General features: G+C 49.7%; 18 protein-coding genes. 2 read left to right on the top strand and 16 right to left on the bottom strand.

The window, feature by feature from the left end:
- Positions 1-92: 92 nt before the first annotated feature.
- Both B2739_RS00820 and B2739_RS00825 read left to right on the top strand, forming a co-directional pair.
- Positions 93-1,214: a pectinesterase family protein gene (locus tag B2739_RS00820; RefSeq protein WP_331343983.1), complete on the top strand. Its 1,122-nt coding sequence runs from the start codon at positions 93-95 to the stop codon at positions 1,212-1,214.
- Positions 1,215-1,421: 207 nt separating this feature from the next.
- Complete coding sequence (locus B2739_RS00825) at positions 1,422-3,704, top strand: methyl-accepting chemotaxis protein (protein ID WP_331343984.1); 2,283 nt, start codon at positions 1,422-1,424, stop codon at positions 3,702-3,704.
- Positions 3,705-3,712: 8 nt separating this feature from the next.
- Here B2739_RS00825 and B2739_RS00830 read toward each other — a convergent pair whose 3' ends face one another.
- The 16 genes from B2739_RS00830 to B2739_RS00905 all read right to left on the bottom strand — a co-directional run bounded on the left by B2739_RS00830 (position 3,713) and on the right by B2739_RS00905 (position 19,119).
- Positions 3,713-4,231, bottom strand: coding sequence for a GDYXXLXY domain-containing protein (locus B2739_RS00830; protein WP_331343985.1), 519 nt, complete (start codon positions 4,229-4,231; stop codon positions 3,713-3,715).
- Position 4,232: 1 nt separating this feature from the next.
- Positions 4,233-5,285, bottom strand: a complete 1,053-nt coding sequence (locus B2739_RS00835; RefSeq protein ID WP_331343986.1) for a DUF4401 domain-containing protein — start codon at positions 5,283-5,285, stop codon at positions 4,233-4,235.
- Entirely contained in the window at positions 5,282-6,268 is a 987-nt protein-coding gene (locus tag B2739_RS00840; protein ID WP_331343987.1) for a DUF2157 domain-containing protein, read from the bottom strand. Before B2739_RS00840 ends, B2739_RS00835 begins: the two co-directional genes overlap by 4 nt.
- Before the next feature lie 89 nt (positions 6,269-6,357).
- Entirely contained in the window at positions 6,358-7,326 is a 969-nt protein-coding gene (locus B2739_RS00845) for a class 1 fructose-bisphosphatase (RefSeq protein ID WP_331343988.1), read from the bottom strand.
- A gap of 89 nt (positions 7,327-7,415) precedes the next feature.
- The gene (gene fbaA, locus B2739_RS00850) at positions 7,416-8,495 is read right to left on the bottom strand and encodes a class II fructose-bisphosphate aldolase (RefSeq protein WP_331344240.1); all 1,080 of its coding nucleotides are present in this window, start codon (positions 8,493-8,495) and stop codon (positions 7,416-7,418) included.
- A 170-nt stretch (positions 8,496-8,665) separates the two neighbouring features.
- On the bottom strand, positions 8,666-9,427 hold the full coding sequence (tpiA, locus tag B2739_RS00855; protein WP_331343989.1) for a triose-phosphate isomerase: 762 nt from the start codon (positions 9,425-9,427) through the stop codon (positions 8,666-8,668).
- 228 nt (positions 9,428-9,655) lie between these two features.
- Positions 9,656-11,269: a sensor domain-containing diguanylate cyclase gene (locus B2739_RS00860; RefSeq protein WP_331343990.1), complete on the bottom strand. Its 1,614-nt coding sequence runs from the start codon at positions 11,267-11,269 to the stop codon at positions 9,656-9,658.
- The gene (locus B2739_RS00865) at positions 11,266-11,691 is read right to left on the bottom strand and encodes a hypothetical protein (RefSeq protein WP_331343991.1); all 426 of its coding nucleotides are present in this window, start codon (positions 11,689-11,691) and stop codon (positions 11,266-11,268) included. The genes B2739_RS00860 and B2739_RS00865 overlap by 4 nt, the downstream gene beginning before the upstream one ends.
- Positions 11,691-12,956 carry a hypothetical protein gene (locus tag B2739_RS00870; RefSeq protein ID WP_331343992.1) on the bottom strand — a complete coding sequence of 422 codons (1,266 nt, stop codon included), beginning with the start codon at positions 12,954-12,956 and terminating at the stop codon, positions 11,691-11,693. Before B2739_RS00870 ends, B2739_RS00865 begins: the two co-directional genes overlap by 1 nt.
- Positions 12,957-13,101: 145 nt before the next feature.
- On the bottom strand, positions 13,102-13,977 hold the full coding sequence (locus tag B2739_RS00875) for a response regulator (protein WP_331343993.1): 876 nt from the start codon (positions 13,975-13,977) through the stop codon (positions 13,102-13,104).
- 100 nt (positions 13,978-14,077) lie between these two features.
- Positions 14,078-14,461, bottom strand: a complete 384-nt coding sequence (locus B2739_RS00880) for a TfoX/Sxy family protein (protein ID WP_331343994.1) — start codon at positions 14,459-14,461, stop codon at positions 14,078-14,080.
- A 305-nt stretch (positions 14,462-14,766) separates the two neighbouring features.
- Positions 14,767-15,918 (bottom strand): AGE family epimerase/isomerase, encoded by a 1,152-nt coding sequence (locus B2739_RS00885; protein WP_331343995.1) that lies wholly within the window; start codon positions 15,916-15,918, stop codon positions 14,767-14,769.
- Positions 15,919-16,370: 452 nt separating this feature from the next.
- The gene (locus B2739_RS00890; RefSeq protein WP_331343996.1) at positions 16,371-17,339 is read right to left on the bottom strand and encodes an AgmX/PglI C-terminal domain-containing protein; all 969 of its coding nucleotides are present in this window, start codon (positions 17,337-17,339) and stop codon (positions 16,371-16,373) included.
- A 1-nt stretch (position 17,340) separates the two neighbouring features.
- Positions 17,341-17,859 (bottom strand): biopolymer transporter ExbD, encoded by a 519-nt coding sequence (locus B2739_RS00895; protein WP_331343997.1) that lies wholly within the window; start codon positions 17,857-17,859, stop codon positions 17,341-17,343.
- Positions 17,856-18,404: a biopolymer transporter ExbD gene (locus B2739_RS00900; RefSeq protein ID WP_331343998.1), complete on the bottom strand. Its 549-nt coding sequence runs from the start codon at positions 18,402-18,404 to the stop codon at positions 17,856-17,858. The genes B2739_RS00895 and B2739_RS00900 overlap by 4 nt, the downstream gene beginning before the upstream one ends.
- A gap of 34 nt (positions 18,405-18,438) precedes the next feature.
- Positions 18,439-19,119, bottom strand: a complete 681-nt coding sequence (locus B2739_RS00905; RefSeq protein ID WP_331343999.1) for a MotA/TolQ/ExbB proton channel family protein — start codon at positions 19,117-19,119, stop codon at positions 18,439-18,441.
- Positions 19,120-19,140 lie beyond the last annotated feature (21 nt).

Below are 19,140 nucleotides of genomic sequence, written 5' to 3' on the forward strand. Positions count from 1 at the left end.
GACTCGCGATTATTATTTCCCGTTCCCAAGCTCTGTCTGGGATGCGACAAATTCAAATCAATTACACATTCTTGCCCAGTGGAGCTACATTGATGATTGCCAGGCAGCTACCCGGAATCAGTTGGATTTTTCTCACAACATTAATTATGTTCGGTTGTGCCAATCAACCCACATCTACTTACGATGCATGGGTGGATCGCTCTGCAAAATCGACAGCTCATCACTTCACTAGTATTCAGGCTGCGCTGGATGCTGCACCCAACAACTCCATAAAACCCTATCGAATTTTTATTACCTCAGGCGATTACTATGAAAAAATCGTTATCGCAAAACCCAACATTCATTTGATCGGAGAAAATAAAAATAACACCCGCCTGTATTACGATGCTTACGCCGGGCAACAATCCACTGATATAGGCGCAACCAAAGGGCAAATTTGGGGCACCTCAGGTTCCGGCACATTAATTATTCGCGCAGCGGATATACAACTTCACCACATCACAATTGAAAACAGTTTTGATTTTATCGGCAACGATGCACTAGCTGACAATGATCCAAACCGTATTGCCAATGCCCAAGCCGTTGCATTGCATTTGGATAACGGCAGCGATCGCTTTCTCGCGCGCCATGTCCGTTTGCTGGGCAATCAGGACACCTTATTTGTGAACGCCGGGCGCAGTTGGTTTGATCAGGTTTTTATTGCAGGCAATATCGATTTTATTTTCGGGCGTGGCAATGCACTTTTTACCCAGTCAGACATTCACACCACCGGGCGTGGCAAACCGGCGAATCCTCATGCGTTTCTGGTTGCGCCTTCGACCAATATTGCGGATGAATTCGGCTTAACCTTTATCGATTGCACACTCACCCGCGCAGCATCCGTACCGGATAATTCCGTACCGCTCGGCCGCCCCTGGCACCCCACTACCCAATTTGCCGACGGACGCTACGCTGACCCCAATGCAATTGGCAAAGCAGTATTTATTAATAGCTGGATGGATGCGCACATCACTACAAATGGTTGGTATTCCATGAGCGGCACCGCAAAAGACGGCAGTAAAATGGTGTTCTTACCCGAAGACTCACGCTTTTTTGAATTTAATAGTCACGGTCCCGGTGCAACAATTAATCACAAGCGCCGCCAATTAACCAATGAAGAAGCGAAACGCTATTCGCGCGATAAAATTTTGGGCGATTGGAATCCAACACATTAAGCAGCGAACTCAAGGATGAGGCTATCGCCATGTCATTACCAAAAACACGCGATTTAAAATTTAATATACCCGGATCACACTAGAGCAAGGCAAACCAATTATTTTATTGGGAAAAATAACCAATAAAATTCAAACCGCGACATCTGTAATAAAAATGTCATCGACAAAACCTACATTGCCCAGTGATTAATCAGGCAATGTATTATTATGAAAATTTCTGCACGTTTAATGTTAGGCGCCATTGCAATAACTGGCATTGCTGTGGTGTTAGCGGCTGGCACTACCAGTTGGTTAGCACTTAAAGAATCCAAGCAGGCGCTGTCGCAAAATCTGGAACAACAATTTCAGGCACTGGCAGAAAGCCGCGCCCAGGCAATCCAATCACAATTTACCAGCTACTCGGATTTGTTATTGTCGCTATCCCACGGGCGCATGACACAGGAAGCAGTATTCGCATTAGTGCGGCCATTTGCATCCTATCGCTATGAGGTAAGCCCGCTACCCATCGAAGAACTGCGCAGCCAGTTAACCCAGTGGTATCAGCAAACCTATTTACCCTATGACCGGCAAAGCAACCGCACGGCTGCACCCGACACGTCACAATGGGTGCAACAATTTTCATTGGAAACTTTATTAATCCAACATCATTATCTGCAACAAAATTCGCAGCCTATGGGGCAATTGGATTTAATGGATGATGCAGCCGATGCAACTATCTATGGGCAACAACACCGCCGCTACCAAAGCAGTTTTCGCGATTTGGTTAATCGTTTTGGTTTTAGCGATTTACTCTTGGTAGACAGCCAAAGTCTCGCCGTTATTTATTCCGTTGCCAAAACACCGGTGCTGGGCAGCTCATTGAAAGATGGGCCGTTTTCAGAATCACCTTTGGCAAAAATCGCCCAACAATTACAAAATGCCGATGGCAACCAATTGCTCCTGTCAGAGTTCCATCACAACCAATGGCGTTTTGGCGAGCACCTGGTTTATTTGGGCGTACCGGTTTTTCACGATGTGCAAAGCCCGACCAAAGCGATTGGTTTTTTAATTGCAGAAATTCCGGCAGCGCGGCTTACCAATATCATTAGCGCCAACCAACGCTGGCAAACACTTGGCTTGGGCAATACTGGCGATATTTATCTTGTCGATTCCCGGCATTCATTAATTACCGGGTTGCGCGCTGAACAGGAACAATCTGAAACACAAACCAGTGACTATCGCACCATCAACACCTTTCCTGTTAACCAAGCACTTGAAGGCAAACGCGGCGTTGGTGAACAACAGGATTATCGCCAACAAACCGTAGTCAGCAGCTGGCAACCATTGCAGATCCACAACCAATCATTTGCATTAATTGCCCAGCAATCACCTGAAGAAGTATTTTCTTCGCTTGATCATTTGGAATTTACCGTGTGGCGCAGCGTGATTATTGCGTGCCTGGTGTTATCGATTATTGCAGCCGGATTTGCTTACGTGTTTGCACAATTTATTGGCAATCCGTTAAAACAACTGGCGCAAACAATTAAAGCCGCAGCACAGGAAAAAAATCTCGCCAGCCAATTTGCAGTGCAGCGCAACGATGAACTGGGCGATATAGGCCGCTCACTGAATTATTTATTCAGCGAATTAAATTCAGTGATGCATCAGGTCAACAGCTCCAGCGAGCAAAGTTTGCAAGGCGCATTGGAAAATGTCACGACTACTCGCCAGTGCCGCGATGAAACAGCGCGCCAGCGCAACGAGATGAACCATGTTGGCGCTGAAACCGAAGCAGTGGTGAAATCCATGAGCGACATTACCCATCGTCTGGACGCCGTTACGCAAAAAATCAATCAGGCGATGCTGGCGGCGAGCGATGGAAAATCGCGCGCAACCCGTGTCGCAATACAAATGCAAACATTGGCAGAACAAGTGGGCGACTCCTGTTCAACACTAGGGGAATTACGCACCGCAACAGATAACATTGGCTCGGTGCTGGATACCATCCACAGTGTTGCCGAGCAAACCAATTTGCTCGCACTCAATGCCGCCATTGAGGCAGCGCGAGCAGGCGAGCACGGGCGCGGTTTTGCAGTGGTGGCAGAAGAAGTGCGCCGGCTTTCATTTGACACACAAAAAGCGACGGGTGAAATCAATAAAATGATTGATCACTTACGCACAACCGTACTGCAAATTTCAGAAGGATTGGAAGCGGAACAAAAAACAGCGCAGGCTTGTTTACAAGAAACCAATGCGACACAGGAATCGCTCGCCCACGTACAACACGCCGTGGCCGATGCCAATGATATAGCGCAGCACATCAACACCAGCGCACAGGATGAAAGCAACCGCGCACTCGCGATGCGCAGCCGCTTGATTAAATTAGTAACGGGAATTAATGAAACGGATATCGCGATTGCGCGTTTAGCTGAGGGCGCTGAACAACAAAATGCATTGGCAAACAAAGTCATGACGGCGGCAAAAGTGGTGAAGTTTGTGCGCAGTCATTAATATCAAATTTATTGGCCGGTGATGTGCTTGAGGTCTTTATCGAACATACCCGCTAATAACACTTCTCCGCGTGTATTGACGCGGAATTGTCCGTAGCGCGCAGCCTCGTAAGACTGCGCATGCCCCTCCTGAAAAAAGAAAGCGTTAGTTGCAAATTTAACTGCGCCGTTTCGCACACGGTATTGCATTTTGATTTCGTTCTTATCCAGCACACCGCCAGTGTAAATCCGCACAAAGTCCGCACGGCGCTCTGCATCCAGCTTAACGACAACAAAACCATCGCCTGCATCAGCATTGCGGTTCCAACCGCGATATTTATCTGACTTGGGCAACGCATCGTAAATCTGCTGCGCCACACGAAATTCCAACGCCATGTAATCACCTTGTATCAATGAGCGTGGATCAACCGGAGCCAATTCCAAATACACAATATCACCTTGAGCAAGGTGCTTTTCTTTTTCAATAATTGACCAATTTACTAAACCGAGTACCACTACCAGTGCAGCAACTGCGATGACCTTAGACATATTATTCGCCCTCCTGCACAGGAAAAAATGTCACCAGCACCCAGCGCAAAACTAATAACACCACACCAATCAATAATAAAGAAAACGATTTCTGCAGCAGCGTCGTATCTAGACAATAGTAATAGGTAGAAAGGTAAGCGAGCAGCGATATAACACCGAGCCCCATCAGGATGCGGTTACTGTTTGCAAACCCCAATAACAACACGGCCATGCCCACAGTGATTCCCCTCGCCTCTAACGAGACAAGGCATAACAACAAGGTGCCAGCAAAAACCGCGACAGATATTTTTTCACCCAGTGAATGAAAATGCCTACGCAATAATTGTGCGACCATCCAGAGTACAACCATACCGCTTAGCACTTCAGCCATCCAGGGTTGCACAACGCTGTGGCTGACATCGTAACGCCAATCCCATAAATCGCTGGAAAACCAATTGGTTCCATTAATGATCAAGAGCGCAAATATCAACCCATAAGCAACCGGCTGCATAAGTGAAAAATAACTTGGATAATGAAATTCATTCAGCCACACCCAAACCGTTACCAACAATAAAACGCTGCCAAATACAAATGGAAAACCCAGCGACATCATCGCAATATAAAACGCTACGGCTGCACAAAAACCGGAAAAAATGCGGTGCAAATAACTGGGCATTAACACCACTAACAACAACTGGGAAAGACCTATTAATAACAAGACCAGACTGTCGTTATGGATAAGCCCGAACAGCGCAAAAATACTCAAACCCTGACCAGCGAGACTGATCGCCAAGGCAAGATGTTCTGTAAATTCATTTTTTGCGCTGTGAAAAATGACGCACGCAATGCCGATCATCAGCACACCAACCACCAGTGCAGTGGAAAACTCGCGCCATAAATCCGATAGCGAAAGACCGATGAACCCCATCAGAAATAACGCGGCTAACCAGCCGGATACTCCTAGCAACACCTTGATATACCAAGGCGATGCGTCTTTATTTTTTGCGGGCATATCGCCTTGAACTACACCTGCCTGCTGTAATGTTTGCCAGAGTATTTGTTGTGTGCGGCTCATAGATCCAACTCCTTGTGTACTTTGCGCAACCACATAGCGGCCGCGGTACTTAATCCGATAATCGTTAAGGCAATTAACAATAAACCGCTGCCATCATCCAAGGTGCTGAATAAATTGTCGGTCATAAGTGCAATAACAACTGCAATCACCGATAAACACGCACCGGCGAGCATAAATAAATCGGGCCGCTGATAACGGTAGTAACCCAGTAGGGCGGCCACATAAACAAGCCACGCCGCAAAATGGATAATCACATTGGCATCGCGTTCAAAAATGCCGTAAAACGCCAAGCATGTTGCAGCAACTCCCGCTGCTACTGCAATTATCCGTGTCGCCCAGGCAGTACGTAGCCACGCTAATGTTTTAGCGAGCACTTCCCAACAGGCCAACGCAATCGCATTAAAGAAAAATAAAATCCATATCAGCGCGAGATCGGAATGAAATAAAAAGCTGAAGGTATTGCGAAAGGTTTTGAAATACAGAATGGCCGATAAATTCAACAACACCAGCCACACAATCCACAGCGAGGGAAAACGCGCGAGCAATGTCCACGGCAGAATCAGCAGCGCCCAATTAAAAAATAATTGCCAGGGATCGGCTCCGGTTTGGTACGTCTGGCCGAAAAGTGCAAGCAAAATACCCAGGCCGATACTCGCCATACATAACGATAATTTGCCCAACACCGGATGCCGTTGCCATTTGCAATATCCAGCAACACTCGCTGCGACAAATACCTCGACCATCGCAAATTTTGCAAAGCGGCCAAGGTTGTCCCAGTTGTAGGCAATAAAAAACAGCAGGGAAAATACCAGCGCAAGAGCGCCCAGCCACAGCAATAGCTGTTCAATGAAATGTCGCCACCGCAGGCGGTCAGGATAAAGCCCGGTCAATTCAAGTGCTGCCGGAATTTGCTCTGGTGAAAGCGCGCCCCGCTCAATCAATTCAAGCAATGGGGCGCGATCTGAAGGGTCTGTTGGTTGCATGGTGGTTCTTCCTGTTGAACACAGTTGTCCGCACCATAGTAGAGAGTGGCTGCCGTTATTGCCAGCACCCGATTAGCCAGACGAGAAGGCTATTGCAAATAACCCAAACACTCACTCACTTCATTTGCTGAACCTAAAATTACCGCAACACGTTCATGCAATTGCGTGGGTTGGATATCCAAAATCCGCTGCGTTTCGCTGCAGGCTTTGCCACCGGCATTTTCAATTAACATCGCCACGGGATTCGCTTCATACAACAAGCGCAACTTTGCTGGCTGTTTGGCGTTGCGATTATCGGACGGGTATAAAAATATTCCGCCGCGCGTAATTACGCGGTGCACATCGCCCACCATGGCTGCGTTCCAGCGCATGTTGTAACGTTTGCCTCGCGCGCCGGTTTCACCCAGAATCAGATCATCAATATAGCTGCGCATATTGTCATTCCAGAAACGCGCGTTGCTCATGTTGATGGCAAATTCTTGCGTGTCCTGCGCGATGCGAATGTGATCCGCCGTCAATAAAAAATTGCCTTGGGTGGAATCCAACGTAAAACAGCGCGTACCCTTGCCAGTGGTGATCACCAGCAGGGTTGATGGGCCGTAGAGCACATAACCGGCGCAGACCTGTTGTGCCCCCTGCTGGAGAAATTGCAATTCACTGTTGTGCGGAATTAAATCCAGCGCGCGATAAATGCTGAAAATAGTTCCAATCTGGCCGTTGATATCAATGTTGGATGAACCATCGAGCGGATCAAAAGCCACCAGATATTTTCCTGCTGCACTGCCAGCCACAACGGTGTCTTCCTCTTCCGATGCGATAGCAGCGACAACACTATTGGCGAGTAGCAAATCTTTTAACAATTGGTTGGAAATCACATCCAATTGTTTTTGCGTTTCGCCCTGGATATTTTCATCCTGCGTTGAGCCCAGCACACCGGCAAGCGCTCCCTGGCGCACACGGAAAGCAATTTCTTTGCTCGCATCGATAATGGTTTCGATCACCCGCACAAGGTCATCGGCCACATCGTCACTACGCAATACACTGAATAGATTTTTCATGCAATTACCCATCTCTCTATAACAACTTTTTCATCCACTGATGTTATGAATGCCCGCTTGCGGGCATGACGACACGGGATGCAGCTAAATCAAATATAGCGATTAAGACAATTTAAATCGGCAAAGGATTGTTCAAGGCGTTTCACCATGTACTCTTCACTTTGACGCAACCAGACGCGCGGATCGTAAAATTTTTTGTTGGGCTTTTCATCGCCCTCGGGGTTGCCTATCTGGCCCTGTAAATAATCGGCATTGGCTTTGTAGTAATCCATAGTGCCTTCCCAAAACGCCCACTGGGTGTCGGTATCGATATTCATTTTTACCACACCGTAGCGGATGGATTGCGCAATATCGTCCGCCTCGGAACCTGAACCGCCGTGAAAAACAAAATCGAGGCTGTTGTATGGCACACCGAATTTTTCACTCACGTAGGTTTGCGAGTTGCGCAAAATTTCGGGCGTGAGTTTGACATTGCCAGGCTTATAAACGCCATGCACATTACCGAAGGAAGCTGCGATGGTAAATTTGTCGCTGATCGGGCGCAATTTTTCATAGGCGTAGGCAACATCCTGCGGCTGGGTGTAGAGCGCGGAATTATCCAGATGGCTGTTATCGACACCATCTTCTTCGCCGCCGGTGCAGCCCAATTCAATTTCAAGCGTAATGCCAAGCTTGCTCATGCGCGCGAGATAGTGCGCCGAGATTTCGATATTTTCCTGCAGCGATTCTTCCGATAAATCAATCATGTGCGAGCTGAATAACGGCGCGCCGGTTTGTGCAAAATGTTTTTCGCTGGCATCGAGTAAACCGTCGATCCAGGACAATAATTTTTTGGCGGCGTGGTCGGTGTGCAAAATCACCGGTACACCATAGGCAGCCGCAACAGTGTGGACATAATGAGCCGCCGCGATCGAACCGAGAATAGAACTGCCCTGGCCATCGAGCTTGATGCTTTTACCGATAAAAAACCCAGAACCGCCTTGCGACAATTGCACAATCACTGGCGAGTTCACTTTGCGCGCTGCTTCGAGCGTAGCGTTAATGGTATTGGTGTTGGCTGCGTTCACTGCAGGATAAGCAAAGCCGCCCGCTTTGGCGGCATTGAATAAGGTTTTTACCGCATCGCCAGTGGCAACACCGGGGGCAACAAGGTTAGCGAGACTGTTCATCATAAAATCCTGTGTCGTGGTTGATTTTTGTGATGACCGAGTTATTCGCCGATTGGATTTTTTTAGTTTTTCTTTTTTGATTTTTCTATTGGAGTAGCAACTTGTTTTTTATCTGTATCAAAAACTGGACTTCCGCACGCGGGAGTGACGTTAACAACATTTTCTATACATCACCCTGCGATTTCTGATGCCTGTTCGCAAATCGCCACAAAATGCCCCGGGTCCAAACTGGCACCGCCGACCAGAAGGCCATCGATATCCGCTTGCTGCAATAAATCCTGCGCATTGCTTTTGGTGACGCTGCCACCGTAGAGAATACGCACACGGTTTGCAGTGGCCTGATCAAAAATTTGCGCGAGTTCCGCGCGGATAAATTGATGCACCTCCTGCGCGATTGCCGGTGTTGCGGCAAGGCCAGTGCCAATCGCCCAGACCGGTTCGTAGGCGATACATAAATCCTTGCCGGTCAAATCAATATCAGTAAGACCACCGCGCAATTGTTCACGCAGAACTTGCTCGGTGATATTGGCCTCGCGCTGCTGCCGATTTTCACCGACGCAGAGCACCGGCAATAGACCGTGATTCAACGCAGTGCGCACTTTGATTTGGCAACCTTCATTATTCTCGGCAAACATGGCGCGACGTTCCGAGTGACCAATCAAACACAGCGAGCAACCCGCCTGCTTGAGCATTTGCGCAGAGGTCTCACCGGTATAGGCACCGGATTCGTAGCGGCTCACGTTCTGGCTGCCGATCTGCAGCTCGGAATACTGCAAAAAGGTCATCATGTCGCGCATATACAAATAGGGCGGACAGATGGCAATTTGCGCTGCAAAGTGCTTCCCAATAAAGGAGGCCACCGAGGTGCAGATCAGATCCAAACCGCCATTCAGTTTCCAGTTGGCGATCACAATGGGTTTGCGTTGTTTCATGGTGAATAACTCAAGTAAGAAAAAACACCCCGGCTGCTTTTGAGGCAACAGGGGCAGTTCTGATAGTGAAAATGCTACACAGGGGAATGAAATCGGGCAATAGCCGCGCAGGATTATTTTGCTTAAAAATGGATTTTTGTAGAAATTAAATCCTAAATAATCAGTGAAAACACGTGTAAACGTTTCATTTTAGCGGCAATAAAAAATGTAAACGTTTACATTTTACTGCTATTCCGCAGCCTCTTCCCCGACAGCGGATAGCCCCTCCGGGCGGTAGATTGCATAGTTATTCTTACCCTGGCGTTTGACCGCGTACATGGCCTGGTCGGCATGTTTACGCAGGCTCAGCGGGTTGTCGCCGTGGTCGGGGTAGAGCGCAATCCCGATACTCATCCCGACCTTCTCCAGCACCCCCGGCTGTACATCGATCGGAATTTGCTGGGCATCGAGTATTTTCCGGGCGATGCGCTCAACCATTTCAATGTTCCCTGCATGATTGAGCAGCAGCAAAAATTCATCGCCGCCCAAGCGTGCAACCACATCGGATTCACGTACCAGTTTGCGCAGCCGCTGGGCGACGGTGTACAACACTTTATCGCCAGCATCGTGGCCGTAGGTATCGTTGATAAATTTGAAGCGATCGAGATCGATCATCATGATGGCAAATTCACAACCGCTTTTGGGGGCCTGTTGCATCAATTCGGCAAGCGCCATTTCTGCCGCCTGACGGTTGCTTAATCCGGTAAGGCTATCTTTTTCTGCCAATTCACGAATGCGGTCTTCAGAGCGTTTGCGCTGGGTAACATCGTACATTACCCCCTCCACAGTCGCGCCCTGCTGCGCATTGCCCGCCTGGGAAAAAATGCAATGAGCCCAGCGCACGCCTTCATTATTTTCGGTGCGTATACGCAAATCAGCCGAGTGCGGCCGCCCGCTGGCCAAGGCCAGTTGAATCAGCGATTCAGCCTGTTCCTGATCGAGAAAAACGCGCGCAATAATGTTGTCATCAATATGTTCCGCCGGATGATTTTCGTTTAATCCGGTCAGGCGGAAAAACGCCGGATTGGCAGTGACCAGCGTACCCTGATCGCGCACCAAAAAAATCCCGGCGCTGCTGTCCTCAAAAATACCGCGAAAACGCGTCTCCAATAATTCATCGCGATGACGCAACTGCCGTTCTTCTTCCAGCATTTTTTCAACCGTGTGCAAGAGCGCGTTGATGTCGCCCGCAAGCAGGCCAATTTCATCGCCGCGATGCAGGCTGTGGACATCGAGCCGGCTGCCATCGCCAGGCGTAATGCGGTGCAAGCGACCGGACAGGTGCGAGAGTGGCCGCGTCATCATCCAATACACCAGGATCAGCACCAGAAGCGCAACCACTGCCGCTTGTGCAGCGAGTCCCATGGCGGTTGCCATTGCCGAATCGCGTGCGCGCAGTGCAATCAGTGGAATATTGGGCGCAACCGCCAGCTCACCGACAATTTCTTTTTCGTCAAACGGGGCGTGCAGCACAATGGCAATCAATGGATTCTTTTTACTGTCTGCCGTTTTTCCGTTTTGGCCAATGACTTCATTGTTGGCCGTTATTTTTGCACCGACCACAATATCGTTTTGGGTTAAACCAGACACCACCTGCTGCGCCAATTCGCGGTTGCCAACATACGCGGCAATGGCTGCCGTGGCTTGTACGGTTTCCAACAATTGCTGCACTGAACGCTCACTGTCACTGAATGAATTTTCGTAACTGCGCTGATAAAAAAATTGCGATGACACAATCACTACAAACAGTGCTGCTGCCGCAACGCTCAGTGAAACTTTGATATGCAAACTGTTGATATTCATTCGTCCAATGCCAGTTCCATCACCACTTTGACATTCGCCGGTAGCGGCTGCTTACTCACATAAGCAATCGCTGCCGGATTAGTGGCTACTTCTTTAATCAATTCTTTTTCATTGGTCACTTGCCGGGGTGGCGACATGCGCCCGGCAAATACCAAAGTCGCCCAGTAGGCATCAACCTGGGCTTCATTTTTGCCCGTGAGGTATTTGTAAAATCCGGCGCGCAGTGGTGTGCCTGCTTTTAAATCCAGTGTTTGCGCTGGCTGTTTATTGGGGAAAACCGACACGCGCCCCATAAACAAATCCACGATTTGTTTTTTCTCCAGCGTTGCCACCGGATTTTTTGCGTTGACGATCACCAGTATTTGCGCCTGGAGCTGGCCGCTGAGCATCAGCGCGACAATTAACAACATCACTCTGGCCATTAGAAGAGCACATCCCACGCAAGGCTGGTGACAACCGGCTTCTGGTTTTCAAGAATTGGCTGGGTATTGTCAGTGCGCAACCAAAGATTGGTGCCGGTTTTATCGACATTGATTTGCTCCAGTTGGAACTTCAGCGCCATTTTGGGTGTGAAATCCCAGCGTGCGCCTATGCCATAGCTGCGCTGTTTGATGCGCACGCCATTCAGGGTGCGCTCGGTTGCCCGAGCCAACAAATCAATTTGCTGGTCGATTGGGCCGGAAAATGCAATTCCCGGGCGCATTACGGTGATGCGCGCGTTTTCAGGTTCGGCATAGCCCGCAAGCAGGTAAATACCCAGATCACCAAAACGTTTGCCCGTACTGAGGTAGGCGTGCTGACCTGCAGCGACCAGTGTGAGCTCTGACCCCAGACGCACGTATTCGCCCTGCACCCACCAATCGTTATTGTCGTAATTAAGGCCTATCTGGTTGTAATCGAACTCTTTGTTTTCGGTTTCCAGCAGAGCGCTGTAAATGGCAGAGCCAGGCCACCAGGGTGCCAAAGATTGCAGCCCATCGCGCAGGGTTTTGGTGTAATCGCTGTTCAACTGCACACGGGCATAGGTGTAGCGCAGCTTCCAGTAATTCCACTCAAGACTGGTACTGGCTCCGTAAACATCAAAATCGACATTGAGGCTTTGTCCATCATTAAACCCCGTAGGGTATTCTTCGTCGGAATTACCGTAAAAGGCTTTGATGTTGAGCATGGCGTCGCCCAGCGTTATGCGCTTGCTGATGTCTGCGCCATCAAGGTGGTAGAGCGACGTAATGCCATACAGGTCATGAGGCGGGCGCACCCAGGGAATGGCGTAACCTACCTGGCGATACTCGGAGAGCATAAACACATCCGCCCCCAAGCGCCCCAAGCGCAGATCCAAACCATCTACCGGGCGATAGCGCAAAAACGCCCATTCAACCGACTCGCCAAGGCCATTATTGAAACGGTCTTTTCCAACCAGCTGCACCATAGTGCCCCACTCGGGCGACCAATCCGCCTGCCATTGCAGGCCGACCAGCGAGTCACTTTTCCAGCTGCCGCTATTGTCGTAGGCACCATCATCTTTGGTGACATCGCGCCGGAACACCAGTTCAGGGTTATCGCTGAGTGCAAGGCCAAGCGTGGCAAAACCGGAGAGCCGGTGCTCAACATCGGCCTGGGTGAAGGAGGCAGCACTGGTCAATACCAGTGCCAAAAGGAAGGCGTAACAACGATTATTCGACATCATGGGCAACACAACCTGCGAGTCCGGTCAGCGCCAGCCGATACCCCTGAAATCCACACACTGGAACAAGAAATAGACTGGAACAGAAAATCGGCTGGAAACAAAGAAATATGGACTCAGTATAGTCAGCTCACCGGGCTTTGCAGGTTTACATCTGGGCGATGTACTTGGAAAGGGTCTCAAATTTTTCAGCATCGTTATCCACAAAACGGATAACAATTTTGACTACATTAGTGTCGGGGCGATTCTCCCCGGCCTGGATGCTGTGAACATAGCCATTCACCCGCGCCAGGTTATTGCCATCACCCGTTTCTATATCAACCACTGCTTGCTCAAACAGGCCGGGCAATTCATCTGCCCGCTGCATTAAGCAACTTATGAGTTGCAGGGACATCTCGCGGATCACACAGGCAAAGGTGCGATTGTTGGCAAAGCGCAATTGCGCCTTGCCCTTGGCACTTTTAACCGGTGTTTCCACCGCTTTGATCGCCGGTTTTGCCCCAAGGGCACTGGCACTGTTGTTGGCGAAAGGATTGGCGGCCACAGGTCTGGCCGCAACCGGCGCCGCACCACCGGTAAGCACGTCCACCGAGGCAAACGCGATTCCTTGGGTGCTACCGCCACTGGCGCGCTGGGCGGGGGTTTTGCCAATGATTTTTAACTGCTTGAACACTTTTTTCAGCAACTCTTCAGCCGAAAAAGGTTTGGTCAAATAATCTGATACGCCCAGCTCTATCGCCTTGACGATATGGTTGCGATCACCGCGGCTGGAAATCATGATGAAAGGGACATTGCCAGCATTGGGCATGGCGCGCACAGACGTCAGCAACTCCGCACCGGTCATATTAGGCATTTCCCAATCCGACAGGATGAGATCAACCGATTGGTTTTTCATTTGTGCCAATGCCCGCGCACCATCGGGTGCATCGATGATCTCGACACCGGAAATTTTATCGCGCAATTGTTTTTTGATCATATCGCGGATAAAGGTAGCGTCATCCACCACCAGGATACGGATACCCATTGTACAGCCCTCAAGAGAATATCCCTTGAGCCTAGCCCAGCTTTGGGAATTTGCGCATTAAAGCGACTGAAAACGGCATGCAGCGCCTGGGTAGTTTCACTCAGGCGCGTTGGCGCATATGACGAATCGGTGTTTCGACGGTGGTTTCATCATCGCGGTAATCGCCAGTCTGTGCAGCTTCAACCGCGATTCTCAGCCAGTGACGCAATTCTGCGGGCGCGTTGAGCACCTCATCGGGCAACTCAAAAAAACAGGACTCTACCTGAACACTTGCCCGCGGCTGGAAAGCCTTCATGGATTTTTGCAGGTAGAGCGGGCGGGAGTACTCGTCGGCGCGGAAATACAGGTGATCATTGACCACAATGGCAAACTGGACGCCGTGATAATAAATACCAATGCCGTTAAAAATTCGACGATAAGAAATTTCTGCCACATGCGAGAGGCTAGCGATAACGCGGTCGATATACGTATTGCTGACAGTCATTATTATGCGCCTCTGGCGTCCGTTGGCAGTTACAGTCTCGGTAGGATGTGTGCCAAAACGCTGAAGCATGGCAGCAAAACTCTAGGGAGTGGCGCATCCATTTGCAATGGTTTGCTAATACCATTTTCTGCGCCAAAAATAGCATAGTAGACTTTTTAACTATATAAACTTTTTTGATGAAAATTTTTTTGTTTATGCAAATCGGTAAGACTAATCAGGCACACGGATAAAACGACAGGGTACAAGGATAAGAATAGAGGGGAGCCTGTTTCCGGGCTCCCCCCACTCCAATGACACACCTGAATTTACTGGGCAGTCAGTTCAAAGTGATCCTGCAGCTCCATCGCCGCCACAATCAGATGGTACAGGGTACTGGCGGGCGCAACATCCACAACCACTTCGTCATTGGCACCGCGTTGATCCACATAAGAACCGGGCGTGGACGCACACAGGTAATAGGTGAATAGATCATCTACCGCTTTTACCGCAATCGCTTCAGCCTGTGGATTGCCCGCGCGGATCTGCACCAAACTGGCCTTGATCAGCTCAGTGATTCCCCAACAGCGCTTGTTGCGGTCAATCGCTTCGCCGGTGTAGGACACAGCATCAAACAGCAATCCGGATTTATCCATGCCGATTTCCAGACCGCGCGCGTACAGCGCTTTGGTGTAATGAGCAACCGGACGGCCGGTGCGGCGGTGATACCAATCCAGCAGCCAGATCCATTCCATCATATGGCCAGGCTCAACCGTATCGCCTTTGGCATTGGGCAGGCGCGCCCAGTTTTCGTCAAAAAACTCAAACAGCACACCGTGTTGCGCATCGAAAAAATGCGCCTGAAACAAGGCAAACAACTCCCCTACGCGCGCCAGATACTTCGCATCGCCGCTGGCATCATAAAGCGCGAGAAAAGCTTCAAACAGATGCATATGGGGATTTTGGCGGCGGCAGGCGTAGTCGTAATCACCTTCAATCCACCCGCCTACTGCAGAGCCGAAACGCGCATCCAGATGAGCGATCAGCCTGTCGGCCTCATCCAGATAGGCTTTTTCACCCAAGGCGCGATAGCACCAGGCGTTAGCCAACAGGAAAAAGGCATGGTCATACAGATCTTGCTTGGTATCGATAACTTTCCATTCGCTACTCAGCAAATGGGTGTAGCCGCCACCTGCCGTTGGGTGCGCAGCGGTTTTATGGACAAAATCGAGCAGGTTTTTAGCAACGGTTTTGCCTTCTGCACACCAGCCACGGTGATAGGCAGCCGCAAAGAAAAACGCCTGCCGCGCTTGCACCCGCACACGGGTGCTACACGTCAGGTCAGGTACACCGGCGGGCGTTAACCGCTCATAGTTGGCCTTGGTTTGAGGTTCAATGCCACGCGCCAACCACAGTGGCAGGGCATCATTTTTGATCCAGTTTTCCAGGCGACTGGCCGCCGCTCGCAATGCTTGTGTCATAAGAATTCCCAATTCGCAGCGCCGCCCCTGGCGAGAAAATAATGATCGGATTAATTGCGGCTGATGTAGCAGGGGCATTGTGCGTGAGGAACAACAGAGGCGCAAATCGCATATAAAAAACCCCGGCGAACCGGGGCGCAAAAACACAACAGCGGGCTATGGCTTAGCAATTCATCATGTATTACCGAGTATTCGCATTACCTTGGAACCAGCAGCTTTGCCCGCCAAAAGTAACCGATTATTGCCGTAACCACATGAATAAAAAGACCTTAGCGGAGGCATTATCCATATAAATGTAACCGGTTTCAACAACTCCATTTAAGTCTCCCCTAATTTTTAGATATGACACAAGGATGCGACACACAAATTGCCGCAAAGGATCACAAAATCAGAAGATTATTGGGGCAGCTATAAAAAACCCCGGTAAACCGGGGCTCGGGAAGGATGGAAAACTACTGGGGCAGGAAATCAAAAGTCTGGTTGAGCGTTGTTCTTGCCACATTAGATGCCGGGAAAACGATCTGTTTGATGCGCAACAGTATCTTCGCTTCCAGATCACTATCACCCAATTCGCTGGATATCAGCGTAGCCTCGACAATACGCCCGTTAGGGTCAATGACGATTTTCACCACCATCTTGCCTTCAAGTGCAGCATTCTGGCGCAAGGCGCGGTTGTAAATCGAATAAATAGCGCCCTTATGCTGCTCCATAATTTTGCGGATTTCTTCCTCGCTGCGCGCCGCTCCCCCTGCACCATTGCTATTACCCGCAGTTGCCTGGCCGGATTTTTTAGTGCCATCGGCAAGGCCGCTTTTGACTTTGGTGGTTTCACGCCCGGAGAGCGCAACACCACCGGTATCGCGACTCAAGTTAGCCGTATTGATTCCACCACTGGCGGTTTTGGCACCGCTGGTAATCATGGCACGATCAACCTGCGCAGCTTCACCCGTGCTATTAGTTACGGCGGTGGCTGCCGTTTCTACCGCTGAGGTTTGCAGCATATCGCGCATTTCAGCGAGGTCATCTTTAAACTGCATAACACCGCTGTTTTCCGCTTGCTCGCGCGCTTTTTCCACGGTTTGTTTCGGTGGCGCTTTTACCGGCTCTTTGGGCTTTTCAACAGGCTTGGGCTCCGGTTTTACCTCTTCGGGTTTTGGCTCCGGTTTTACCTCTTCCGGTTTAGGCGGTTCAACCGGTTTGGGTGGCGGCAGCTCTTGCTTTTCCAGCACCACGCGCGCCAATTGCGGCGGCAACTTTTCTTTTTCCTCGCGCGCGATGTCAGGCACATTAACCAACGTGACGATCACACTCGCCACCACCATCGCCACCAAAAATCCCGACAGGATTTTGGTAAAGCGCTTGTCGTCCTCGATGGACGAACTCCAGGGCAGCGCCAGATTAAACAGTGGGCTAGTGGCCATATCAGCCTCCTCCCGTATCGGCGCTAACATCTTTTTGCGTCACTGCGAGCGATATAGCGCGATACTCTGCCGCTGCGCAGGTCGCCATGATTTTTTTCAACATCGCATATGGCAATCCCTGGTCGGCCATAATGGTGACTGGACGGCCGGTCAGCTCATCTTCCGGTTTTAATGGACCCGCTTTCTGCGCTTGATACTTTAATTCCGTTTCTAGCGGAATAAATTTATCGTCCGTACTGGCCAATAATTCCGACACCTTGCCTACGCTGCGTCCACCTACCATCACATCGGTTGCACTCACCACAACCAACAAATTATTTTCCGGTACCTGCTCGGAAACGGATGCTGGTAATTTGATGCTTTTGTCTGCCTGTAAAACTTCTACATCACCGGAATTCACCAACAGAAAAAATACCAAAATAGTGAAAATATCCATCAGCGACACCAGATTTAATTTGGGTGCCTGATTCAAACGACGGTGATGTTTTGCCATACGCTTGGCGCGCAGCGATTGCTTCATTGCGCACCTCCTGCTGCAGGCGCAACAGCGCCCATGGATTCACCCGGTGGCGGTGCATCGCCCAAGGCAATTTCCGGAAATAATTCTGCATCCACAACCGATGCTGCCACCACAGCTTTAAATGAGCGAACAGTATCCATGGTGCTCACCAAAGTTTGGTAACTGGTATCTTTTTCCGAAAGAATATAAATATCTTTTTTCTGGATGCCTTTATCTTCCAACAGGCGCTTGGTTTCCTGCAGCACACTTGCAAGCAGCGTGTAGTCGTATTCACCTGCGGGCGTTTTTTCAATCCACTTAAGTTTTATCCCCGCCGGATAATTCACTTCAAATTTGTCTGCACGGATAATTAATTCCAATTGCTGCGGTGGCTCTTCCGTTGGTGGAGTACTTGAATCAGCCATATCCGGCAATTTCAAATCCAATACGGTCGTGCGCGCGAGCACCATACTCATCAACAATACCGGTACCAATATGATCATCAAATTCATAAAGGAAGTAATGTCGAGGTCTGCGTCCTCTTTAAATCGCCGTTTAATGCGCATAGGTGTAAATCCTATTCGTTAGCCCGTTAAACGCTTATTGCGCCGCTTGTGGTTTTGCAGCAGAAGTATCCTGAGTGCGCGTGCGCGGAACATCTTGCACATGGGTGATGATGTTCAGACATTTCACGCCCGCCATTTCAAGGCTATCGATAATTTCAGTGGTTTTACTTTGCAGCATCGAGTGAATCAGCAGCAGAGGAATAGCCGCGACCAAACCAAACGCAGTGGTGTTCATCGCAACCGCAATGGATGAAGACAACAGCGCCGCTTTTTCGGCGGGGTCTGCACTGGCCACGGCGGTAAATGCCTGAATCAAACCAATAATGGTGCCCAACAATCCAAGCAGTGTAGAAATATTGGCGAGCGTCGCTAAATAAGGCGTACGTTTTTCCAAACGCGGCATAGCTTCCATCACACCTTCTTCCATCGCCAATTCAACATCATCACGACGTGGTGACTGCGCCATGCGTGAGATACCTGCTGCGATAATACGTGCAATCGGTGCATCAACACTTTTGCCCAAATTCATCACGCCCGCATAATCTTTTTTCTGCAACATCGGCAATATGCGATCAAACGCCTGGCGGTTAGAACTTTTGGCCGATGACAACACAACCCAACGTTCAACAGCGATCGCCAACCCCACCACCAATACCACCGCGATGGGATACATAAAGGCACCGCCTTCTTGAAAAAAACGAATCAGAGTATCCATAACCTTATTAACCTCGAAAAA

Origin of the sequence: Cellvibrio sp. UBA7661 (genome assembly GCA_002483365.1) — a bacterium.
GTDB lineage: Bacteria > Pseudomonadota > Gammaproteobacteria > Pseudomonadales > Cellvibrionaceae > Cellvibrio.